At 72.6% G+C, this 21,701-nt stretch carries 15 protein-coding genes; 8 read left to right on the forward strand and 7 right to left on the reverse strand.

Features of this window, described 5'->3' with window-relative positions; translation table 11 throughout:
• Nucleotides 1–15: 15 nt before the first annotated feature.
• A complete protein-coding gene (locus OG766_RS28705; RefSeq protein WP_266387350.1) occupies nucleotides 16–633 on the reverse strand; it encodes a TetR/AcrR family transcriptional regulator in 618 nt (205 codons plus the stop codon).
• 225 nt (nucleotides 634–858) lie between these two features.
• Nucleotides 859–4,077 carry a glycosyl hydrolase 115 family protein gene (locus tag OG766_RS28710; RefSeq protein WP_328726522.1) on the reverse strand — a complete coding sequence of 1,073 codons (3,219 nt, stop codon included), beginning with the start codon at nucleotides 4,075–4,077 and terminating at the stop codon, nucleotides 859–861.
• 188 nt (nucleotides 4,078–4,265) lie between these two features.
• On the opposite strand from OG766_RS28710, the gene OG766_RS28715 reads away from it, so the two are divergent.
• Nucleotides 4,266–4,916 (forward strand): DUF4232 domain-containing protein, encoded by a 651-nt coding sequence (locus tag OG766_RS28715; RefSeq protein ID WP_328726523.1) that lies wholly within the window; start codon nucleotides 4,266–4,268, stop codon nucleotides 4,914–4,916.
• Nucleotides 4,917–5,058: 142 nt separating this feature from the next.
• Here the strand turns inward: OG766_RS28715 and OG766_RS28720 are convergent, their stop codons facing one another.
• Both OG766_RS28720 and xylB read right to left on the reverse strand, forming a co-directional pair.
• Nucleotides 5,059–5,532: a carboxymuconolactone decarboxylase family protein gene (locus OG766_RS28720; RefSeq protein WP_328726524.1), complete on the reverse strand. Its 474-nt coding sequence runs from the start codon at nucleotides 5,530–5,532 to the stop codon at nucleotides 5,059–5,061.
• Nucleotides 5,533–5,722: 190 nt separating this feature from the next.
• On the reverse strand, nucleotides 5,723–7,207 hold the full coding sequence (xylB, locus tag OG766_RS28725; protein ID WP_328726525.1) for a xylulokinase: 1,485 nt from the start codon (nucleotides 7,205–7,207) through the stop codon (nucleotides 5,723–5,725).
• A gap of 257 nt (nucleotides 7,208–7,464) precedes the next feature.
• Here xylB and xylA point away from each other — a divergent pair, with 257 nt between their 5' ends.
• Both xylA and OG766_RS28735 read left to right on the forward strand, forming a co-directional pair.
• The gene (gene xylA, locus OG766_RS28730) at nucleotides 7,465–8,637 is read left to right on the forward strand and encodes a xylose isomerase (protein WP_266387336.1); all 1,173 of its coding nucleotides are present in this window, start codon (nucleotides 7,465–7,467) and stop codon (nucleotides 8,635–8,637) included.
• Nucleotides 8,638–8,887: 250 nt separating this feature from the next.
• Entirely contained in the window at nucleotides 8,888–10,162 is a 1,275-nt protein-coding gene (locus OG766_RS28735; RefSeq protein ID WP_328726526.1) for an ROK family transcriptional regulator, read from the forward strand.
• Between the two features lie 130 nt (nucleotides 10,163–10,292).
• Here the strand turns inward: OG766_RS28735 and OG766_RS28740 are convergent, their stop codons facing one another.
• Nucleotides 10,293–12,188 carry a glycerophosphodiester phosphodiesterase gene (locus OG766_RS28740; protein ID WP_328726527.1) on the reverse strand — a complete coding sequence of 632 codons (1,896 nt, stop codon included), beginning with the start codon at nucleotides 12,186–12,188 and terminating at the stop codon, nucleotides 10,293–10,295.
• Nucleotides 12,189–12,395: 207 nt separating this feature from the next.
• On the opposite strand from OG766_RS28740, the gene OG766_RS28745 reads away from it, so the two are divergent.
• From OG766_RS28745 to OG766_RS28765, 5 genes are read left to right on the forward strand one after another with little or no spacing between them, the layout of a single operon-like run.
• On the forward strand, nucleotides 12,396–12,803 hold the full coding sequence (locus tag OG766_RS28745) for a hypothetical protein (protein WP_328726528.1): 408 nt from the start codon (nucleotides 12,396–12,398) through the stop codon (nucleotides 12,801–12,803).
• Complete coding sequence (locus OG766_RS28750; RefSeq protein ID WP_328726529.1) at nucleotides 12,800–13,456, forward strand: hypothetical protein; 657 nt, start codon at nucleotides 12,800–12,802, stop codon at nucleotides 13,454–13,456. The genes OG766_RS28745 and OG766_RS28750 overlap by 4 nt, the downstream gene beginning before the upstream one ends.
• 2 nt (nucleotides 13,457–13,458) lie before the next feature.
• A complete protein-coding gene (locus OG766_RS28755) occupies nucleotides 13,459–18,228 on the forward strand; it encodes a putative T7SS-secreted protein (protein WP_328726530.1) in 4,770 nt (1,589 codons plus the stop codon).
• Between the two features lie 13 nt (nucleotides 18,229–18,241).
• Complete coding sequence (locus OG766_RS28760) at nucleotides 18,242–18,994, forward strand: hypothetical protein (protein WP_266387322.1); 753 nt, start codon at nucleotides 18,242–18,244, stop codon at nucleotides 18,992–18,994.
• On the forward strand, nucleotides 18,987–19,796 hold the full coding sequence (locus OG766_RS28765; RefSeq protein WP_328726531.1) for a hypothetical protein: 810 nt from the start codon (nucleotides 18,987–18,989) through the stop codon (nucleotides 19,794–19,796). The genes OG766_RS28760 and OG766_RS28765 overlap by 8 nt, the downstream gene beginning before the upstream one ends.
• Before the next feature lie 82 nt (nucleotides 19,797–19,878).
• On the opposite strand, the gene OG766_RS28770 is transcribed toward OG766_RS28765, so the two are convergent.
• Together OG766_RS28770 and OG766_RS28775 are read right to left on the reverse strand one after the other, a co-directional pair.
• Nucleotides 19,879–21,192: an MFS transporter gene (locus OG766_RS28770; RefSeq protein WP_328726532.1), complete on the reverse strand. Its 1,314-nt coding sequence runs from the start codon at nucleotides 21,190–21,192 to the stop codon at nucleotides 19,879–19,881.
• Nucleotides 21,189–21,677 (reverse strand): MarR family winged helix-turn-helix transcriptional regulator, encoded by a 489-nt coding sequence (locus OG766_RS28775; RefSeq protein ID WP_266387314.1) that lies wholly within the window; start codon nucleotides 21,675–21,677, stop codon nucleotides 21,189–21,191. Before OG766_RS28775 ends, OG766_RS28770 begins: the two co-directional genes overlap by 4 nt.
• Between the last annotated feature and the right edge of the window lie 24 nt (nucleotides 21,678–21,701).

Genomic DNA, 21,701 nt, shown 5'->3' on the forward strand with positions numbered 1-21,701 from the left:
CCGGAGATGTAGGGATCAGGCCGCGGGCGGGGCGCCCGCGCAGCGCAGGGACATCGCGACCAGTTCGGTGACCAGCCGGCCGGCCGCGGAGCCCTCGGCGGGCGCGGACAGCGGGTCCACCAGCACCTCACCGATCGCGCCGGTCAGCGCGGCGGCGGTGATCTCCGGGTCCTGCTCCGGCAGCAGCCCGGCGTCGACGCCCTCACGGATCACCTCGGCGAAGACGGCGCGGTAGCGGCGCCGGAACGCCAGCCGCTCCTGGCCCACGGCCGGTTCGGCCGGTGCGGCGAGCAGCGCGTACGCCAGTCCCCGGCGTTCCATGGCGCGCCGGGCGAAGACCTCGACGCCGTGCGCCAGCCGCTCCACCGGGTCGCCGCTGCCCTCGCGGAGCACCTCGCCCAGCACATCGGCCTCGTGTCCGGAGGCCCGGCGGAACACCTCGACGGCCAGCGCCCCCTTGGAGGGGAAGTGCTGGTAGACCGAGCCGACCGACATGCCGGCCGCGGCGGCGACGGCGGTGACGGACGCGTTCGCCCAGCCGGCCTCGGCGACCACGGAGGTGGCCTGCTCCACCAGGTGGTCCCTGGCGGCGGTCAGCCGGTCCTGCACGGCAGGTGTCCTGCGGTAGACCATACAAACAGTGAACCATCGTTCAGAGCTTCAGGCCAGGTCTCCCGCCCAGGTCTCCCGCCCAGGTCTCCCGCCCAGGCCTCCCGCCCTCTGGCGGCGCCGGGCCCGTACGAGAGCCGCCTCGTGCGCGGAGCTGCCCGCGCCGCCACCGCCCCGGCCCCCTGCGCCACCGTTCCGGCCCCCTGCCCGTGGGGCGGCCGCCCGCAGCGGCCGCCCTCGGCGCCGGGCTCAGCGCAGGCGGCGGCTCTCCTGCGGTCCGAGGTAGGTGTCCGGCAGGCCCCCGGTGTCGATCAGCAGCCGCTGCAGCACGACGGTCGGGTCCACCATCCAGAACTTCAGACGGTGCACGCCCGCGGCGAGGGTGTGCCGGGTGGCGGTCCTGCTGACGTTGTCGGAGGTGTTGCGGGCCCACTGGGGGTTCATGACTCCGTCGTCGGAGCCGCTGACGGCGATGATGTCCACGGTCTGCGGACTGTCGTCGTCGAACGAGACGGCGTAGCGCAGCCCGCTGTGCGCGAGGACCGGATTGCGGGGCGACAGATACGCCCACAGCGTCACCTCGCCACCGGTGACCAGGCCGATCTCGTACTCCAGGCGCGGCGAACGACTGCCGCCGGGCGTCTGGGACGGGGCGGTGACCGGGACCGGTGTGAGGCCCGGGCCGTTGCGCCCGATGCCCTCGACGCGCTGCCAGTCGATGCCGTTCGCGCCCACGACGCGGTCGGTGTGCTCGGCGTCGATCGCGACGTAGCCGCCCGCCTCGACGAAGCCGCGCAGGCCCCGTACGTCCGGGTTCTCCACGACCGCCGTCACGGTGACGCGCTCCCCGCCGGGCCCGTGCACCACCAGGGTCGCCTCCGTGGTGCCGCGCGGGGCCCGGTCCCAGTCCGCGCCCACCGTCACCCGCGTCTGCTTCGTGACCCGCCCGGCGGGGCGGTCGACGCGCAGCCACGGGGCCGAGGACTCGACGCGGTAGTCGAAGGGCTCGCCGCCCCGGTTGAAGACCTCGATGTACGGGGCGGGGGCGGTGCCGTGGCGGCTGAGCGGGGAGAGCCGCGCGGCGGTGGTCGCCTGCGGCCACCAGTCGCCCGACCCCGAGACGGCCACACCGAGCGCCGCCGCGGCGGGGACGTCGATGCGGCGTACGGCAGGGAAGATCTCGTCCGGCAGGGCCACGTTGTTCAGCTCGGGCTGCTGCCAGGGCGCGTTGGGACCGTAGCGCTCCACATCGCCGTAGCCGATGTGCGGCTGGGTCTGGAAGCCCTGCCATTTGCCGCCCGCGACACGGGAGTTGAACCGGTCTGCGAGGGCGAAGTCCTTGTCGAGGCAGGCCTCGGCGCGCGCGGCCCGCTCGTTGGTGGCGGCCCGGCCCTGTTCGGCGTAGCGGAGATTGGTGAACTGGGCCTCGCGCAGGGCGTAGACGTTGGCGGTGGCGGCGACCTCGTAGCCGACGAGTTCGAACCAGGCGTCCTGGGCGGACCCGGGCAGGCGGCGGCCGATGCGCTCGGCGCGCGCCGCGAGCTCCTGCCACTGCTCGGTGACGCGCTCCAGTTCACGGTGGTGGTCGAGCGAGAACGGCGTCGCCCTGTCGTCGTGGACGATCGCGGAGGAATCGGTCGCCGGGTCCTTCGCCGGGTCCAGGGAGATGCGCCGGTTGAGCAGCTCGGGTTTGCGCAGCGACTGGAGACGGGCGTAGTCGGAGAGTACGGAGGCGATCGCGGCCGCCTGCGTCGTGCCGAAGTTCTGTGCCGCGTAACGGTGTTCCCACTCGGGGATGTTCTCCAGATCCCAGCGTGCCGGGTTCCAGGCGTGGTCGAGGAAGAACTGGGTGGGCAGTTCGTTGCCCTTGAGGTCGCCGACGTTGGTCATCCACAGCGTGCGGTTGCCGTACGCGACGGCCTGGCGCAGCTGGTCCCACAGGTTCGGCAGCGACGCCGTGTCCACCCACTTGTAGTTGCGGCCGACGCCGACGTAGTCGAAGTGGTGGTAGAGGCCGTAGCCGCCGGAGCGGGCGGGCTCGGCCGGGTCCGGGTGCTTGCGGATGTTGCCCCAGTTGTCGTCGCACAGCACGACGGTGACGTCCTCGGGTACGCGCAGGCCGCGCGCCCAGTAGCGCTGGACCTCCTTGTACAGGGTCCAGACCTGCGGGATGTCGGAGAGCGGCCTGCCGGTCTCCTCGGCGAGGATCTTCCGCTGGGCGGCGATGATCTCCTGCATCAGTTCGATGCCGTCGCCGTCGGGGAGGCTGACGTCGCCGTTGCCGCGCATGCCGAGCGTGACGACGCCCTCGAAGTCCTGCTCGGCCATGCGCCGGATGCCGTCGCGCCAGTACGCCTTGATCGCCTCGGCGTTGCGGCGGAAGGACCACTCGCCGGTGCCGCCGTAGGGGTCGCGGCCGGGGGTGACGATGGTGCCCGCGCTGTCGCGCACGGCGGCCACGGCGTGCCGGTTCCACTCCTCGATGCCGCGCATCATGGGGGCCTCGTGCGAGGTGCCCATGACGATGCCGTACTCCTTGGCGCGGGCGTGGTTCTCGTGGTCGTCCTCGGCGAACGCGCGCCCCCACACCGCCGGCCACAGGTAGTTGGCCTTGAGCCGGAGCATGACCTCGAAGACCCTGGCGTAGAAGTCGGCGTTGAAGCCGCCCTCGTAGCCCTCGGCCCTGCCGGGGCCGAAGTGGCGCGGTGCCCAGGTGCCGAGCGCCGGGTTCTCGTCGTTGATGAAGATCCCGCGGTACTTGACGGCGGGGGTGCCCTGGGTGTGCCGGCCGGGCAGCGCGTAGAGCGCGTCGCGGTGGACGGGCCGTACGTCGTCCCACCAGTACCAGGGCGACACACCGATGCCGTAGCTGACGTCGTACGCGCCGAAGACGGTGCCGCGCGGGTCGCTGCCCGCGACGACGAACGCGCGGTCCACACCGGGCAGCGGACGCTCGACCACGGTCTGCAGCGAGGTCTCCCAGCGTCCCGCCACCCCGTCGGTGTCCAGCTTTCCGGCCGCGACGAGGCGGTCGATCAGCGGGCTGCGGCCGAGGGTGCCGACCAGTACCACCTCGCGGTCGGCGCCCGGCACTTCGCCGTTCCTGGCCTTCTTCAGGGCGGGCCGTACCCCGGTGACCCGTTCGATGTCGTCGCACAGGTCGGACGCGACCCGTACGACTCCCGGATGGTCACCGGTGTCCACCACGACCGCCCTCGCCCTCCCGGAACGCGCCAGGGTGAAGGCGCCCTTGCGGGGGGTGAAGGAGATGTACGCGCCGGAGTCCGTGACGCGGAGGGCTCCGCTTCCTGCGCCGGGGCGGTCGTTGCTCGTCGTGGCGGCCTCAGCGGTACCCGCAATTCCCGCTGCCCCGCCGAAAGTTGTCAGGGCGAGTGCACTCGCCCCCACTCCGGCTCCTGCGCCGAGTACGGCTCTACGGCGTGGATCGGACGGGCTGTTCACGCTCATTTCCACTCCTTTTCGCGCATCTGCCGCGTCAGTCGGCACCTGCGAGACAGATCTTGGGCGATCCACGCCGTCGAAACAATGGAGTGTCACGGTCGAAACACTTTCGAACCGGGCTTCGGCACACGGGTGTTGGGGGACATGTCCGTGGATGCCGCCCGGGCGATGCCCGGGCATGTGATGATCGCGCCATGAGCGTGATACCTGTGAGGCGCATGGTGATCCTGGCGGCGGTGGCGGCCCTCACCGCCGGCTGCGGGCTGCCGGCCGAACTCGACCGCGAGGCGGATCCGGCGCGCACCGGGGCGCGGGAGCGGCCCCGGCCGGCCGCCACCGCTCCGGCGACGAACGCTCCGGCGACGAACGCTCCGGCGGCGACCGCCCCCGCGTCCGGCGCGGCGACCGGTCCGGGATGCCCGGACACGGGCACGCGGGTGTCGACCGGGATGGTGACCGCCGCGATGGGACTCCGCGCCACGACCGTGACGCTCACCAACTGCGGCGAGCGCGACCAGCGGCTGAACGGCTACCCCGATGTCCGCGTCCGGGACGTGAAGCACCGGCCCATGAACGTCACGGTCCTCAAGGGCCCGGGTCCGATCACCCAGCTCGAGGACCCGGGCCCGCACCCCGTCACGCTGAAGCCCGGAGAGTCGGCCTACAGCGTGTTCGTCTGGCGCTACTCGGCCGTCGACACGGCCACCCTGCGCGGCAGTGGCGTGTACGTGGAGATCGCCCCGGCCGCCGGGGCCGCCCGGCAGACGGTGCAGCCGGAGGGCGGCCTCGACATCGGCGAGACGGGAATGCTCGGCACGACGGCGTGGCAGAAGGCCGCCGAGTAGGCCGTGTCCGACGCCCGACGCCCGACGCCCGACGCCCGACGCCGCCCGCCCGCCCGCGAGGTGCGGTCCGCTCGCGGGGCGTCGGGCGGGAGGTGCCGGACACTTGCCCGGGGGCCTCGGCGCGCCGGCCGGGTGCTGCCGGCTATCCGAACTGGCCGGGCTGGTAGTCGCCGGCGGGCTGCCGGATGATGACGTTGCCGCGGTTGAAGGCGTTGATGAGGGCGATGAGGGACACCAGGGCGGCGAGCTGCTCCTCGTCGTAGTGCTTGGCGGCGTTCGCCCAGGCCTCGTCCGTGACGCCGCCGGCCGCGTCGGCGATGCGGGTGCCCTGCTCCGCCAGCTCCAGCGCGGCCCGCTCGGCCTCGGTGAAGACCGTGGCCTCCCGCCAGGCCGCGACCAGGTGGAGGCGCACCGAGGTCTCCCCGGCGTGCGTGGCGTCCTTGGTGTGCATGTCGAGGCAGCCGCCGCACCCGTTGATCTGACTCGCGCGGATCTTGACCAGCTCCTGCGTCGCGAACGGCAGCGACGAGTCCGCGAGCACCTTGCCCGCCGCGATGATGTGCTTCCAGGCCTTGGTGGCGATCGGGCTGCCGAACATGTTCAGACGGGCATCCATGGTGGACTCCTTGGCCGTTTCCGGTGGTTGCACACCTAGGACGGAACGGCTCGGCGCGATGTGACACGGCCCGATGTGACGTGCGTCTCCGCTGCCGCGCCGCGGCGGGGACCACCCCCGGAGTGCCATGGCGGGACCACCTCCGGAGCGCCGTGGCGCCGCCCGCCCCTGACGGCGCTCGGGCCTTCGGTCAGCGGCCGGCCCGGGCGAACCAGCCGTCCGCGTCGCCCAGCACCGACTCGATCCGGTCCCACGTCGCGTCGTCCCGCGTCACCGCGGGCAGTTCGCGGCCGCGGCCCGTGTCCCATCGGGTCGCGACGGCCACCGGGTCCTCACCGGTCGCCGCGCCCGTGGCGAGGGCCGCGGCGCCCAGGGCGACGAGTTCCTGGGCCTCGGGGACGAGCACCGGACGGCCGGAGAGCCGGCGTACCGTCTCGACCCAGGTGCGGCCCTGCGCGCCGCCGCCGATCAGCCGGAGCGGGCGGGAGTGCACGCCGGGGTCGGCGGGGCCGAGGCCGACGGCGAGCAGGAGCTCGTCGAGTGCGCGCAGCACGGTGAAGACGGCCCCCTCGTAGGCCGCGCCGAGGAGTTGCGCCGGTGTGGTCGAGTGCCGCAGGCCGGTGAGCAGGCCCGAGGCGTGCGGCAGGTCGGGGGTGCGCTCGCCGTCGAGGTAGGGCAGCAGGACCGCCTCGCCGCCCGCTTCCGCGTCCTCACGGCCGAGCCCGAGCAGCGCGGCGACCTTGTCGACGGCGAGCGTGCAGTTGAGGGTGCACGCGAGCGGCAGATAGCCGCCGTCGGCCGAGGCGAAGCCGGCGAGCGCGGCCGAGGCGGGCCGGGTGCGGGTGGCGGCGAAGACCGTGCCGGAGGTGCCGAGGCTGACCACGGGATGGTCGAGCAGCCCGGCGCCGCCGAGCCCGAGGCCGACCGCGGCCGCCATGTTGTCCCCGGTGCCGGCCGCCACCGCGACGCCCTCGGGCAGGCCGAGCGCGGCGGCTGCCGCGCGGGTCAGGGAGCCGACGCGCTCGGCACCGCCCGAGGCGACGGTGGGCAGCAGCGCCGGGTCGAGGCCGACGAGGTCGAGCAGTACGGGGTCGTACGCGCCGGTGGCCGTGGAGTACCAGCAGGTGCCTGACGCGTCGCCCGGGTCGGTCACGGCGACCCCCGACAGCCGTTCGGTGAGGAAGTCGTGCGGCAGTCGTACGGCGGCGGCCGCGTCGGCGGCGGCGGGCTCGTGGTCACGCAGCCACTGCCATTTGGCGGCGGTCATCGAGGCGACGGGCACGCTGCCGCTCCTGGCCAGCCATGCGTCGGGGCCGCCGAGCGCCTCGGTGAGCGCGGCGGCCTGCGGCGCCGAGCGGGTGTCGTTCCACAGCAGGGCCGGGCGCAGCGGGCGGCCCGCGGGGTCCAGGGTGACCAGACCGTGCTGCTGCCCGGCGACGGCGATGCCGGTGACGGCCGACGGATCCGTACCGGACTCCTTCAGGCCGTGGGCGACCGCCTCGCGCAGCGCCTGCCACCACACCTCGGGATCACTCTCGCGCGCGCCCCCGTCACCGGTGACGGTGTGGGGCGCGCGGCCCACCGCGAGGATCCGGCCGGTGGCGGCGTCGGTGACGGCCGCCTTGGTGGACTGGGTGGAGCTGTCCACACCGATGACGACGGGCGTTGTGGGCACTGCGCACCTCACTGGTGGTTCCTGGACCTGGTGACAGGTGGTTCCCGGACCTGGCGAAGGCCGGACCGGGCGACTGCTGCCTTTTGGTTATGCAGACAACAAAATATGTCCAGGTGGCAGGCGCTCGTCAAGCCTGTAGTGGCAGGCATCCCTGGTATGCCGCGTCCGCGCCGAAGCGGCCCCGTCAGGGGTTGGCCCACGCCGTCCCATGAGGTATTGGTTAGAAGCCAAACAAATTCCGAGCAAGGGGCCGCACCATGTCGGAGCAGTTCACTCCCACCTCTCAGGACAAGTTCACGTTCGGTCTGTGGACCGTCGGCTGGCAGGGCCGCGACCCCTTCGGCGAGGCCACCCGCCCCGCCCTCGACCCGGTCGAGTCCGTCGAGCGGCTGGCCGAGCTCGGCGCGCACGGCGTGACCTTCCACGACGACGACCTGATCCCGTTCGGCTCCTCGGACGCCCAGCGCGAGACGGCCGTCAAGCGCTTCAAGGACGCGCTCGAGCGCACCGGTCTCAAGGTGCCGATGGCGACGACCAACCTCTTCACGCACCCGGTCTTCAAGGACGGCGGCTTCACCGCCAACGACCGCGACGTCCGCCGCTTCGCCCTGCGCAAGACCATCCGCAACATCGATCTCGCCGTCGAGCTGGGCGCCACCACCTACGTCGCCTGGGGCGGCCGCGAGGGCGCCGAGTCCGGCGCCGCCAAGGACGTGCGGGTCGCGCTCGACCGTATGAAGGAGGCCTTCGACCTCCTCGGCGACTACGTCACCGAGCAGGGCTACGACCTGCGCTTCGCCATCGAGCCCAAGCCGAACGAGCCCCGCGGCGACATCCTCCTGCCGACCATCGGCCACGCCCTCGCGTTCATCGAGCGCCTCGAGCGCCCCGAGCTGGTCGGCGTGAACCCGGAGACCGGCCACGAGCAGATGGCGGGCCTCAACTTCCCGCACGGCATCGCGCAGGCGCTGTGGGCGGGCAAGCTGTACCACATCGACCTCAACGGCCAGTCCGGCATCAAGTACGACCAGGACTTCCGCTTCGGCGCCGGCGATCTGCGCCAGGCGTTCTGGCTCGTCGACCTGCTGGAGACGGCCGGCTACGAGGGTCCGCGCCACTTCGACTTCAAGCCGGTGCGCACCGACGGCTTCGACGGCGTGTGGGAGTCCGCGAAGAACTGCATGCGCAACTACCTCATCCTCAAGGAGCGCGCGGCCGCCTTCCGCGCCGACGCCGAGGTCCAGGAGGCGCTGGTCGCGTCCCGGCTCGACGAGCTCGCACAGCCGACCGCGGCCGACGGCCTCAAGGGGCTGCTCGCCGACACCTCCGCCTACGAGGAGTTCGACGTGCAGGCCGCGGCCGAGCGCTCCATGGCCTTCGAGCGCCTCGACCAGCTCGCGATGGAGCACCTGCTCGGTGTGCGCCGCTGACCGCCGGGTTATGTTGATCCGTCGTTGAACTGTCGTCGCCGATCCGTGTGATCCGTGCGATCCGCGTGTTTCGTGTGATCCCTGTGATCCCTGTGATCCGCATGATCCGCGTGATGCGTGCGATCCGCCGGATCCGTGCGATGCGTGAAGGGGCGCGATCCGCGTGATCCGCCGTTGAACGGGAGCCGTCACCCCTTGGCCGGAGCCCGGAGCCATCCGGTCCGGCCGAGGGCGGGTAGGGAGTGAGTACGTGCCACTGAGCGCCGCCGAAGCGGCTCGCTCCCCCGGGGCGGCCCCCGTCGACCAGGTGGCGGTCCGCCGCGCCAACCTCGTACGCGTGCTGCGCGAGGTCCGTACGGCAGGACCGCTGTCCCGGGCGACCGTCGCCCGCCACACGGGACTGACCCGGGCCACGGTCTCCAGCCTCGTCACCGAGCTGATCGAACGCCGGCTGCTGCGGGAGACCGACTACCAGCAGGACGGCACGGTCGGCCGCCCCGGGCGCCGGCTGGAGATCGACGGCAGCGCAGTGGCCGCGCTGGGTCTGGAGGTCAACTCCCGCTACCTGGCGGCCTGGTCCATGGACCTCGCGGGCCGGCGGCTCCAGGAGCGGCGCCTGGTGCACGACGCGACGCACCAGGACGCCGAACACACCATCCGTACGCTCGCCGGGCTCGCGGCCGAGCTGATCGACGATGCGCGCCTGGCCGGGGCCCACACGGCGGGGGTCGGTGTCGCCGTCCCCGGCCCCGTGGACATCGCCACCGGCTTCGTGCGCTCCGCGCCGAACCTTCACTGGCGGGACGTCCCGGCCGCCGCGCTGCTGCGCGAACTGCTCGCCCTGCCGGACGAGGTGAGCGTCGTCGTCGACAACGAGGCCAATCTGGCCGCACTCGCCGAGCACGGCCACGGCCGGCCGGGCACCGCCGATCTGGTGTACGTGACCGGGGAGGCCGGCATCGGCGCCGGGATCGTGGCGGGCGGCCGACTGCTGCGCGGCTCCGGCGGCTTCAGCGGCGAACTGGGGCACATCCTGGTCGATCCCGCGGGCGAGCGCTGCGCCTGCGGACGCATCGGCTGCCTGGAGACCAAGGTCGGGCTGCCCGCCGCGATGCGCGTCGCCGCCCCGGACCTGGAGGGCGCCGATGAGGGCGCGGCGACGGGTGCCGTGTCCCACGATCCCCAGGAGCAGGCGGGGGAGTTGCTGCGCCGCGCCACGGCGGGGGACCCGCGGGTGCTGACCGGTCTGGACGAGATCGGCCGCTGGCTGGGCATCGGTCTGTCGATCCCGGTCAATCTGCTCAATCCGGAGGTGATCGTGCTCGGCGGCTACTTCGCGGCCGTCGCCCCGTACCTTCTGCCCGCCGCCATGCGCGAACTGCGCGAACGGGCCGTGGCGGGCGATGCGGCGGTGTGCCGGGTGACCGGCTCGGCCCTGGGCTTCACGGCGGCCGTGCGCGGAGCGGCGGACATCATCGTGGAGGAGATCTTCGCCGATCCGGGACGGGTCGCCGTCCACGTCTAGCGGTGTCCGGCGGATGGTGCCGGGCACCCCCTGGCGTCCGGCCGGGCACCGCCTGGCGTCCGGACGTCCCGAGCGCGCGGCACCCCGGGGGCAGTGGCCCCGGGGTGCCGTCCGCCTTCTGCCCGCCTTCTCAGCCGGCCCGCAGTTCCTTCGCGTCGGCGGCGATCAACTCGGCCGTCGCCGCGGGAAGTTCGCCGCGGGCTCCCGCCTTGCGCGCCTGCTTGCCCAGCTGCTCGTACCGCCCGCGGGCGAGACTGCCGAGCAGCCCCTCGACCGTCTGCGGCCTGCCGCCCGAGGCCAGGATCAGATGACCGAGACCGGCCCTCGTCGCCTTTACGGTGAAGGTGCTGGTGGTGACCGTCGTGCCGCCGGGACCCGTCGCCGTGAGCCGCAGCGTGTGCCCGCCCGCCGCCAGCGCGCCCAGGTCGAGCACGGTTCCCGGCTCGCGCGGCTCACCGTCCAGCGTGAGCTCCACCTTCGCCGCGTCCGCGTGCTCGGTGGTGACCGCCAGCACGGGGCGCTGGGCACGGTCGAGTACGGCGCCGTCCGCCGGGGACGCGACCGCGGCCGCCGGCTTCTGCGGAGCGGTCCGGGCCTGGCTCCAACCGGCGAGCTCCGCAGGGCGGTTGGTGATGATCCCGTCGACGCCGTACTCGTCGTACCTGCGCCACTCGGTCGCCGAATCGATCGTCCACACCATGGTGGCCACACCCGCCCTGTGCAGCTCGGCCACCACGCCCGGACGCGCGTCGAGCGCGGCGCCGCTCGGGTTGTACGACGTCAGATGCAGGTCGGCGGCGACGGCCACGGGGTCGGCGTCCAGAGTGCTGCGCAGCAGCCCGAGGGGGAGTTCGGGCGCCAGCTCGTGCACCCAGCGCAGATGCCGGGGCTCGAAGCTCTGGACGAAGACCCGGTCGGTCATCTTCTCGGCGCGTACGACGTCGATCATCGCGGCGACCTGTTCCCTGGTGTCGGCGCGCTTCACCTCGAGGAGGAGACTGCCGCCGCGGGTGCGCAGATCGGCGAGCTGCGCGGCGAGGGTGGGAACGCGGGCACCCGCGAAGTGCGGGGAGAACCAGGAACCGGCGTCGAGGGTGTCGAGTTGCGCGGCGGTGAGGGTCCGGATGTCGCCGGTGCCGTCCGTCGTGCGGTCCACGGTGGTGTCGTGCAGGAGGTAGGGCACGCCGTCCTTGGTCAACTGGACGTCGTTCTCGATGAAGTCGGCCCCGGAGCGGCGGCCGACCTCCTGCGCGAACATGGTGTTCTCGGGCGCCGAGGACGAGGCGCCGCGGTGCGCGACGACGGTGACGGGGGCGCCTTCGGGGCGCAGGTGGCCGCTCGGGCCGAGCGCGGTGACCTTGACGTCGTCGAAGGAGACCTGCGAGCCGTTGACGACGAGGGCGAGGCCACCGTCGGCGGAGCGCTGGAGCCGGTTGGTCCGCATCAGCTGTCGGCCGTCGAGGAACCAGGCCGCTCGGTGGCCGTGCACCTCGATACGCACCTTCACCTCGCGGCCGGTGGCGGCGGCGTAGGGAGCGGCGGCGGTGTCGGTGACGTTCCACGAACCGGCGGTCGTGAGCTGGGCGAACTCGGCGCCGTTGGCCGCGGTGCTGCCGCTGCGCAGGGTCGCGATCCACCAGGGGGTCGCACCGGACGCGGGTACGTCGAGGCCCAGCGCGAACCAGCGTGTCGCCTCGGCGACGGTGTCGAAGCGGGCGGTGGCCTCGAAGCGGTAGTCGGCGAGGTGCGGGCCGAAGGTGAGCTTCCTGGTGCCGGAGGCGGCGGCGCCGACCAGGCGGCCGTCCTCGACCTGCCAGTCGCCGTCGATCGCCCGCCAGCCGTCGGGGAGCGAGCCGGACGCGAAGTCCTCGGAGACGACGACGTCTCCCGGCTCGGGGGCGGCGCCGGGGACGGTGCCGGGGGCGCCGGCCCGGGCGGGCGGGGCCAGGCACAGCAGGGCGAGCGCCCCGGTGAGGGCGAGTGCGGTGCCGATGCGCGCGGAAGCGGACGTCGCGTAGGAGAACATGCGTGGGACGCTAGGCGCGGCGCCCGAATGCGGGGCGACGCGTCCGTGGCGCCAAGGGGAACCCGTGGCGGCACCCACCCGCGACCGGCCCCGGCGCGCGGACCCGGTGCTGACCGAATCGGTCGACGCTTGCCGGAACCCGCCACCGTGTCCCGCGCGTCTCTTTCATGGTCAACGGATGTCCCGCAGGAGGGGGAAGCGGTCTTGATGCCGACAGGGACGGCGCTCGCCGAGCGGATCGCCGAGAGCAGAAGAGGCGCGGGGGACCCGCGGGCGCTGGTCGGCGAGATGAGGCGGTCGGTCCTGCTCGTACCGGTGTCCGGCGGCGGGCTGTGGTCGGCCCGGTCGGGCGGGGTGCGCTGGATCTGCGCATTCACCGACGAGTCGGCGCTCGCCCTGTTCGCACGGAGCCAGAGCCCCGGGGACCGGCCCTGGGAGTACGCGGCGCTGCTGGGCGCGCGGATCGTGGACGAGGTCGTGCCGTCCCTCGGCGAACCGGCCGGACTGGCCGTCGACATCGCGACCGAGGACGGGTCGGTGTTCTTCCCGCCGGTCGCCGGGATCGTGCCGGACGGCGTCGCCCTGGACGTGGACACGGAAGGGAGCGCCCGGTGAGCGGCGGGGGCGGGGAGCTCGCCTTCGACAAGGGTGCCGTCGCCAGGTTCACGCAGGGCGTGGGCTCGACGATCGACCAGCTCGGCGACCTCGGGGGCGCCACCGGCTCGAAGATGGGCAAGGGCTTCTCGGAGCTGTCGATGACGGGGATGGAAGCCGGACACCACGGCCTCTCCGTCGACTTCGAGGACTTCTGCGAGCGCTGGGAGTGGGGCGTACGTGCCTTGGTGCACGACGCCAGCGAGCTCGCGAACCGGCTCGGCCTGGCCGCGGGCACCCAGTGGGAGCACGACCGGTACGTCGAGGGCGCGCTGAAGGTGGGCGTCAACTCCGTGATGGGCGGCAACCCGCACGCCACCGAGGAGGAGATCACCCAGCAGGGCTGGGGCGACGTATTCACGCCGGACGCCTTGAACCCGGACTGGAGCTCCGAGTCGTGGGACCGGGCAGGCCAGGAGATGGAGCAGACCTGGAAGGACACCGGACGCACCGTCCTCACCGAGGGCCAGGGCGGCCGGCAGTCGGAGATGCTCAACGACGCGCTCGGCATCTCCGACGACCAGTGGAACCGGGCACTGGACGACACCTTCGGCCCGTCGCCGGAGGAACGCGCCCGGCAGGCGCAGCAGCAGGGTGACACGGGGGGCAACTGACCATGGGCATCGGCGATCTGATCAGCGACATCACCCCGGACTCGGTCGAGAACGCGGTCGAGGACGGCGTCGAGTGGGTCGGCAACCGGGTCGAGGACGCCGGGAACTGGACCGCCGACCGCCTGGACGACGTCGGCTGGGAATCCGGCGCGGACTGGGTGCGCGAGCAGTCGCGTTCGGTGGCCAACCGCATGGGCGCCGAGGTCGACGAGATGGACCTCGGGCAGACCGAGGACAAGACCAAGCTGATCTACGGCAGCGCTGACACCATCCGCTCCACGGCGAAGAAGCTCCGGTCCTTCGCGACGTCTTTCGACAACGCCGGCGAAGGCCTCAAGGGCCTCAAGTCCTCCGAACTCAAGGGCGAGGCGGCCGAGGCTCTGCGGAAGGCGGTGAGCATCCAGCCGCCCAAGTGGTTCAAGGGCGCCGACGCCTGCGAGAAGGCGGCCTCCGCGATGGAGTCGTTCGCCGGAACGGTCACCTGGGCGCAGGGGCAGGCGCAGACCGCGATCGACAAGTGGAAGGAGGGCGTCAAGGCTTCCGAGGCCGCCGCCGACGCCCACCGCAAGAAGATCGACGACTACAACAGCGCGGTCGACCGCTACAACGCCCAGCCCGCGGACGAGCGCAACCCGTCCACCCTGCCGCCGTGCCCGGCCCCGACGTTCACGGACCCGGGCAAGAAGCTGATGCAGGACGCGCAGGACCTCCTCGCCGAGGCCCGCAAGCAGCGGAACACGGCCGCGGAGACCGCGCGCACCGCGGTGCGCGCCGCCCGTGACACGGCCCCGGAGAAGCCGTCCTACGCCGAGCAGCTGGGCGACGGGCTCCAGGAGCTGCAGATCATGGGCGACCACGTCGGCGGCGGCCTCATCAAGGGCACCGCAGGGCTGGTGAACTTCGTCCGCGGGATCAACCCCCTGGACCCGTACAACATCACGCACCCGGCCGAGTACGCGACCAACCTGAACAGCCTGGCCGCGGGGCTGGTCGTCGCCGTCAACGACCCTGTGGGCACGGGCAAGCAGATGGTCAGCGACTTCATGAAGGACCCGTACGAGGGCTTCGGACGTCTGCTGCCGGACGCGGCGCTGACCGTGGCCACCGGCGGTGGCGGCGCCGCGGTCAAGGCGCTGAAGGTCGTGGAGAACGCCGCCGACGCGGCGAAGGCACGCCGGCTGGCCGACAACTCCCCGGACGGCACCCACAACACCCCCGACGGAGACCGCAAGGCGGGTGGTGACCCGGTCGACCTCGCCACGGGCCGGATGTTCCTCCCGCAGACCGACGTCGAACTGCCGGGCATCCTGCCGATGATGTTCACCCGCCGCACCGAGTCCGGTCTCGCGCTGGGCTGCTTCCTGGGCCCCGCCTGGACGTCCACGGTCGACGAGCGGCTGGAGATCGACGCGATCGGCGTCGTCCACGTCACCGCCGAAGGCCTCCTGGTCACGTACCCGCACCCGGTGCCCGGCGCGCCCACCCGGCCGGAGTCGGGCGGCGCCCGTACGCTGCTGGACCGCGACGCGGCCGGCCACTACACGGTCACCGCCGCCGACAGCGGTCTGACCTTCCACTTCACCGCACCGTCCGGGAGCGAGCCGGGCGGTGACGGCCGTGCCTGGCTGTCCGTCATCACCGACCGCAACGGCCACTCCGTCACCGTCGACCGCGCCGAGGACGGGCTGCCGACGGGCCTGGTCCATTCGGCGGGCCACCACCTGAAGCTGTCGGCCGCCGACGGCCTGGTCACCGCCCTGTCCCTGGCGGGCGCCGGCGAGGGCGGCACGGACCTCCCTCTGATGAACTACGGCTACGAGGACGGGAACCTCACCGCCGTCACCAAGCCCTCCGGAGCCACCACCACCTTCGTCTACGACGACCGCCGCCGCGTCACCGCCTGGATCGACTCCAACCGAAGCCGCTACGACTACGTCTACGACGACCGCGACCGCGTCGTCTCCGAGGGCGGCGAGGCGGGCCACGTCCAGATCTCCCTGGCGTACACCGACCCGGACCCCGAGACGGGCCACCGCACCACCACGCTCACCACCGCCGACGGTCACACGACCCGCCATCTGTTCGGCCCCCGCTGCCGTCTGCTGGCGCTCACCGACCCCTTGGGGCACACGACCCGGTTCAGCTACGACCGGCGCGGCAACCTCCTGACCCACACCGACCCGCTGGGCCTCACCACCGTCCTCTCCTACGACGAGGACGACAGGCTCGTCTCCGCAGTCCGTCCCGACGGCAGCGAACTGCGGACCGTGCGCGGTCCGTTCGGTCTGCCGGTGGAGGTCGTCGGGCCGGACGGCACCCGTGTGCTGCACGAGTACGACGAACGCGGCAACCGCACCGCCGTCACCGACCAGGCCGGCTCCACCACCCGTCACACCTGGGACGACGCCGGTCGCCTCACCTCCGTCACCGATCCCCTCGGAGCCGTCACACGCGTGGTGTGCGACGCGACGGGGCTGCCCGTGGAGGTGACCGGCCCGACGGGTGCCGTCACCCGCACGGAGCGCGACGCCCTCGGCCGCCCGGTCCGCACGACCGGTCCGACGGGCGGGGTCACCCTCTTCGCGTGGGACGTCGACGGTCAACTCGCCCGTCGCACGGGCCCCGACGGCTCCACCGAGGCGTGGACCTACGACGGCGAGGGCAACTGCCTGACCCACACCGACGCGTCCGATGGCGTCTCCCGCTTCGAGTACACCCACTTCGACCTGCCCGTCGCCCGCACGGGGCCCGACGGCGTCCGCCACGAGTTCGAGCACGACGCGGAGCTCCACCTCACCCGAGTCACCAACCCGCAGGGGCTGACCTGGGACTACGAGTACGACGCAGCCGGGAACGTCGTCCGCGAGAGCGACTTCGACGGACGCACCCTCACCTACCGGGTGGACGCCGCCGGCCGCCTCGCGGCCCGCGTCGACGCGCTCGGCGGCACCATATCGTTCGAACGCGACCGCCTGGGCCAGGTGATCCGCAAGGACGTCGACGGCCGGGTGACGACGTACGCCTACGACCGGGCCGGACGCCTGCTGGAGGCAGCCGGGCCGGACGGCGAACTCCGGTACCAGTACGACCGCCGCGGCAAGGTGAAGACCGAGCTGGTCGACGGCCGCCCCGTCGTCTACGCCTACGACGCCCTGGGCCGCCGCACCCGCCGTACGACCCCCACCGGCCATGTCACCTCCTACGCCTACGACGCCGGCGGCAGGCCGGAGCACCTGACCACCGGCGGTCGCCGCGTCGGCTTCACCCATGACGCCGCCGGCCGGGAGGTCTCCCGCGTCCTCGGCGACAGAGTCACCATGACCTCCGCCTGGGACGCGGCCGGACGGCTGGCCGAACAGCACATCACGGCCGGGGCGCGGCCCGTGACCGGCAGGTCCTACTCCTACCGCGCCGACGGCCACCTGGTCGCCATGACGGACCGGCACGCGGGCACCCGCACCTTCGACCTGGACCCGGCGGGCCGGGTCACCGCCGTCCATGCCCGCGGCTGGACCGAGCGGTACGCGTACGACACCGCAGGCAACCAGACGTCCGCGACCTGGCCGTCCCGGCATCCGGGGGGCGAGGCCACCGGGGAGCGCGCCTACACCGGTACCGCGATCACCCGCGCGGGCGGGACCCGCTTCGAGCACGACGCGCTCGGGCGGGTCACCCTGCGGCAGAAGACCCGTCTCTCCCGCAAGCCCGACACCTGGCGCTACGAGTGGGACACGGAGAACCGCCTCACCTGCGTGACCACCCCCGACGGGACCCGCTGGAAGTACCGCTACGACCCCCTGGGACGCCGTACCGCGAAGCAGCGCCTGGCACCCGACGGCGAGAGCGTGACCGAGGAGAGCCGGTTCACCTGGGACGGTCTCACCCTGTGCGAACAGACCGACCACCGGTCCGGCGGGCCGCACACGGTCGCCCTCACCTGGGACCACCGGGACGTCGTCCCCCTGACCCAGACCGAGCGCATCCTCACCGCCGACAGCCGGCAGCAGGAGATCGACCGCCGGTTCTTCGCCATCGCCACCGACCTCGTCGGCACGCCCACCGAACTGATCGACGACTCCGGCGACATCGCCTGGCGGTCCCGCTCCACTCTGTGGGGAACCACCGCCTGGGCCCGCGACGGCAGCACCTACACGCCCCTGCGCTTTCCCGGCCAGTACTACGACCCCGAGACCGGCCTCCACTACAACTGCTTCCGCCACTACGACCCCGAGACCGGCCGCTACGCCTCCCCGGACCCTCTCGGCCTCGCGCCCGCGCCGAATCCGGTCGCCTACGTGGGCAACCCGCACAGCGGGTGCGACCCCCTGGGCCTCATGCCCAAGTACACGAAGGAGGAGAAGGCCCAGAAGGCGCGGGAGGACGCCCTCACCGCCATGGACCAAGTCATCGCCAGGGCACAGGAGGGCAAGATCAAGAAGGCCGGGAACTACCACGCGGACGACCACGGCTTCACGGAGGAAATGGTCACGGAGATCCTCAAGAAGCCGGACGCGGTGTACCACTCGACCGCGGGCAGTGGAAACCTGATCTTCCGTCAGGGAGAGGACGTCGTCGTGACGCGAGCCGACAAGGTAGGGGCAGGCAACGTCATCACGGCGTACGGTTCGTCCGGCATCAAGGGCCCTTCCGGGGCCGAGGCGCTCGGTGGCTCGCCGTCTGACCCCGGTGCGCCGATTACGCATGCAGCCGTGGTGGAGGGCAGGATTCCAGCGAAGAACGGCTACATGCCTCCCGCAGTACAGGTCAGATGAAGTGGCATTCACCATGAGACTCACCATCGACGACCGGACCGCCACCGTGTTCGGCGATCCGCTGCGCATCGCCCCCCGTCTCGACTTCCGCGACTTCCGGGTACGCGTCGCACCGTACGCGGACGTGAAGGAACGTGGGCAGTTCCTTCTGGACACCTTCGGTAGCGGGCCGTGGTTGTGGGACACGCCCGACGAGCTTCGGTTCGACCCCCTGAGCAGGGGATTGGTCGGGGCCGAGTTCCAGGTTCCGGGCGATGCCGCCGATCCCGAGGACTGTGCCCGTCTTCCCGCTGAGCCCTCCAGCCGCCCGGGAGGCCTGCGCGCGGACGAGGCGCGGGACTTCCGCCTGGAGGTGACCACGGAACTGTGTCGCGCTCCCGGAGACGCCGTGCTCACCTGTCTGCGTGATCTCGGCGTCCTCGACGAGCCGTTGGACGCCCGTATCGGCATCGCCCCCGATGTGGCTCTTCTTGTGCAGCGCGGCACCGTCGTGGGCTGGAGCCTCACCGATCCGGTGCGCTACTTGACCACCGGCTTCGCCGCCCCCGACCCGGCCCCCGCTGCCCCGGCCACCCGGCTGCTGTTCACCGAGTGCCTGGATCTGATCACCTCGTCGCTCCTCGACGAGGTGAGGGACCGGGACCCGTCCGCCCTGGCCCGTCTCCGGGCCATCGACGAGGCACTGCGGGCCCAGCCCGAGGACCGGCACCGGACCGATGCCCTCCGTGCCTTCACCGGCGAGCTGCTGGAGGACCACGGTGCATGACCGCGGGGCGCGTCGGGAAGCAGGCGGGCGTGATGCGGCGAGGACGGCCACGACGCTGACGTTCGACGGCGGCCGGCGCGCGACGGTGACGGACGATCCGCTGCACATCACCCCGCGCTTCTCGGGCGACACTGTGGATGTCGCGCACTACGCCGATGTCGAGGCGCGTGAGCGGTTCCTCGCAGATACCTTCGGCAGCCGGCACCAACTGTGGGACACGCCGGACGTCTTCCGGTTCGACCCGGGCAGCCGGAAGCTCGTCGGGGCCGGAGTCCAGATGCCGTACGTCTCCGCGATGTCAGAGACCTCCGATCGCCTCCCCACCCTGCCCCCGGTACGCCGGGGCGGGCTCCGGGCGGACGAGGTCCGGGACTTCCGGCACGAGATGTGCACGGTCCTGTGCCGCGCCCCAGGGGATACCGTGCTCATCTGCCTGCGTGATCTCGGCGTCCTCGACGAGCCGTTGGACGCCCGTATCGGCATCGCCCCCGATGTGTCGCTTCTCGTCCAGCGCGGGGCGGTCGTCGGCTGGAGCCTCACCGACCCCGCGCGCTACCTGACCACCGCCTACGCGGCCCCGGACCCGGCCCCGCCGTCGTCGGCCACCCGTCGGCTGCTCACCGAATGCCTGGACCTGATCACCGAGCCGGTGGTCGACGATCTGGTGGACGGTGACCCCTCCGCCCTGGCCCGTCTCCGTGCCGCCGACGCAGCCCTGCGCGCCCAGCGCGAGGACCGGCACCGGGCGGCCGCGCTGCTGGAGCTGATCGCGACGTATGTGGATGACTACGGGAGCGCGTGACGGACGTGGCGCAGGCGGTGTCGATGCCTGTGCGCTGTATGCGATGCGACGGCCCTTCTTCCCTGCTCGGGGTCGCGGCTGTCTAGCCGGCTGCCGTTGGCGCGTCGGCGGTCGTCGGCTCGGCCGGCTCCGTGGCGGTGGGCGGAGCGGGCGTCGGCGTGCGGTAGGCGCGGAGGGAGGCGTTGGCCGCGGCCACGGCGCCGATCGCCAGGGTGGCGGACAGGCCACCGGCGACCAGGGCGAAGGGGGCGGAGGTGACCGAAGCCAGCAGTCCGCCGCGGAAGTTGCCGAGTTCGGGACCTGCGACGCCGATGACGTGTTCCACGGAGGAAACCCGCCCCCGGTACGCGTCCGGGGTCTCCAGCTGTACCAGGGCACTGCGGGTGATCACGGACACCGTGTCGGCGGCGCCGGCCACGGCCAGGCAGCCCAGAGCCGGCCACAGCGGCCCGGCGAGGCCGAAGCCGGCCAGCGCCAGGCCCCAGACGCAGGCCGCGACCAACTGGACCAGACCGGCGCGGCGCCGGCGCGTCACCATGCCGGAGAACAGGCCGGCGGTGATCCTTCCGACCGCGACGGCCGAAAGGAACAGTCCGAGGGTCTGCGGGTTGCCGCCGAAGCGGATCTCGTTGACCAGGGGGAAAAGCGCGACCGGCATCGCGAGCAGCGTTGCGGACAGGTCGGTGGCCATCGAGCCCCACAGCGTCGGTCGGCGCAGGACGACGCGCCAGCCGCCACGCTCCGGCCGACGTCTGCCGGCAGCCGCGTCGGTGACCGCGGCGTCGGTGACCGTGGGACGCATGGCGGGGAGACGGATCACCGCGAGCGTCGAGATCGCCGCTGCCAAGGCCTGCGCAGCGTAGGCGGCGGGGAAGTCCCAACGGGCGATGAGCATTCCGGCCAGCGCGGGTCCTGCCAGCATCGCCGTCTGGAAGGAGACGTTGTTGAGTGCGAGCCCTGCCGCAACCTGGTCGGCCGGCAGCAGCCTGACCGGGAAGGTGCGCCGGGCAGGGGCACCAAGCGCGCCGCAGGCGGCCCCCGTGGCGACCAGGGCGAGCAGCAGCACCACGTTCTGGTTGTCGGCCAGCGCCTGGACGCACAGCCCCGCGGCTGCCAGCAACTGACCGGCGGTGGTGTACCGCACGACGGCACGGCGGTCGACGGCGTCCGCCAACGTGCCCCCGAGCAGCCCGAAAACCACCATCGGCAGTCCGGTGGCCAGACCGATGAGCCCGGTGCTCACCGGGCTGGCGGTCAGGTCCCAGACCTGAGCCAGCACCGCCACGGCGGCCATCTGACCGCCGAGTTGGGAGGCGGCGCTGCCGATCCACAGGTCGCGGAACGGCCGGCTGCTGCGCAGCGGGCGGGTGTCGAGGAAGGTGACGCTCCCCTTCATCGTGGCGGCTCGACCAGGTGGTCGAGGATCCGCTGCCGCATCGGCCGTTGCTCCAGCGCCCGCCGCAGCTCCTCGACGAGGGCGGTCAGCGCGTACGGGGTCTCACCGTCCAGTTCGGCGACCGCCGCCTGGGTGGCGCGCCACTCGGCTTCCAGGAACGGCACCAGCGACCGGCCGCGCTCGGTCAGGTCGATCCGCCGGGTGCGGGCGTCGGCCCCCGGGGAGGAGGTGACCAGATCCTCCTTGCGCATGGCGGCGATGGTCTGGCTGATCGCGGAATGGGAGCGGTCGAGGGACTCCGCGAGTTCGCGGATGGTCAAGGGCCCTGTGTGGGCGAGCCGGATCAGCGGATAGGCGAACCGCGGCCGCACCCCCTCGATGCCGCGCTCGACGTAGACCTGCTCGATCTCGTTGTCCATGGCGGCCAGCAGCTTGTGCAGCGGCTGCCAGGGGTCAGGCAGTGTCGTGGGATCCGCAGATGTCACAGCGCTAATATAACAGCGCTGCGA

This window comes from Streptomyces sp. NBC_00259 (assembly GCF_036181745.1).
Taxonomy (GTDB): domain Bacteria; phylum Actinomycetota; class Actinomycetes; order Streptomycetales; family Streptomycetaceae; genus Streptomyces; species Streptomyces pratisoli.

Excerpts from the sequence above, each read along its gene's own strand:
- OG766_RS28745 (WP_328726528.1), top strand. The coding sequence starts at position 12,396 with ATGCCGACAGGGACGGCGCTCGCCGAGCGGATCGCCGAGAGCAGAAGA.
- OG766_RS28755 (WP_328726530.1), top strand. The coding sequence starts at position 13,459 with ATGGGCATCGGCGATCTGATCAGCGACATCACCCCGGACTCGGTCGAG.
- OG766_RS28770 (WP_328726532.1), bottom strand. The coding sequence starts at position 21,192 with ATGAAGGGGAGCGTCACCTTCCTCGACACCCGCCCGCTGCGCAGCAGC.
- OG766_RS28740 (WP_328726527.1), bottom strand. The coding sequence starts at position 12,188 with ATGTTCTCCTACGCGACGTCCGCTTCCGCGCGCATCGGCACCGCACTC.
- OG766_RS28720 (WP_328726524.1), bottom strand. The coding sequence starts at position 5,532 with ATGGATGCCCGTCTGAACATGTTCGGCAGCCCGATCGCCACCAAGGCC.
- xylA (WP_266387336.1), top strand. The coding sequence starts at position 7,465 with ATGTCGGAGCAGTTCACTCCCACCTCTCAGGACAAGTTCACGTTCGGT.
- OG766_RS28715 (WP_328726523.1), top strand. The coding sequence starts at position 4,266 with ATGAGCGTGATACCTGTGAGGCGCATGGTGATCCTGGCGGCGGTGGCG.
- OG766_RS28710 (WP_328726522.1), bottom strand. The coding sequence starts at position 4,077 with ATGAGCGTGAACAGCCCGTCCGATCCACGCCGTAGAGCCGTACTCGGC.
- OG766_RS28760 (WP_266387322.1), top strand. The coding sequence starts at position 18,242 with ATGAGACTCACCATCGACGACCGGACCGCCACCGTGTTCGGCGATCCG.
- OG766_RS28705 (WP_266387350.1), bottom strand. The coding sequence starts at position 633 with ATGGTCTACCGCAGGACACCTGCCGTGCAGGACCGGCTGACCGCCGCC.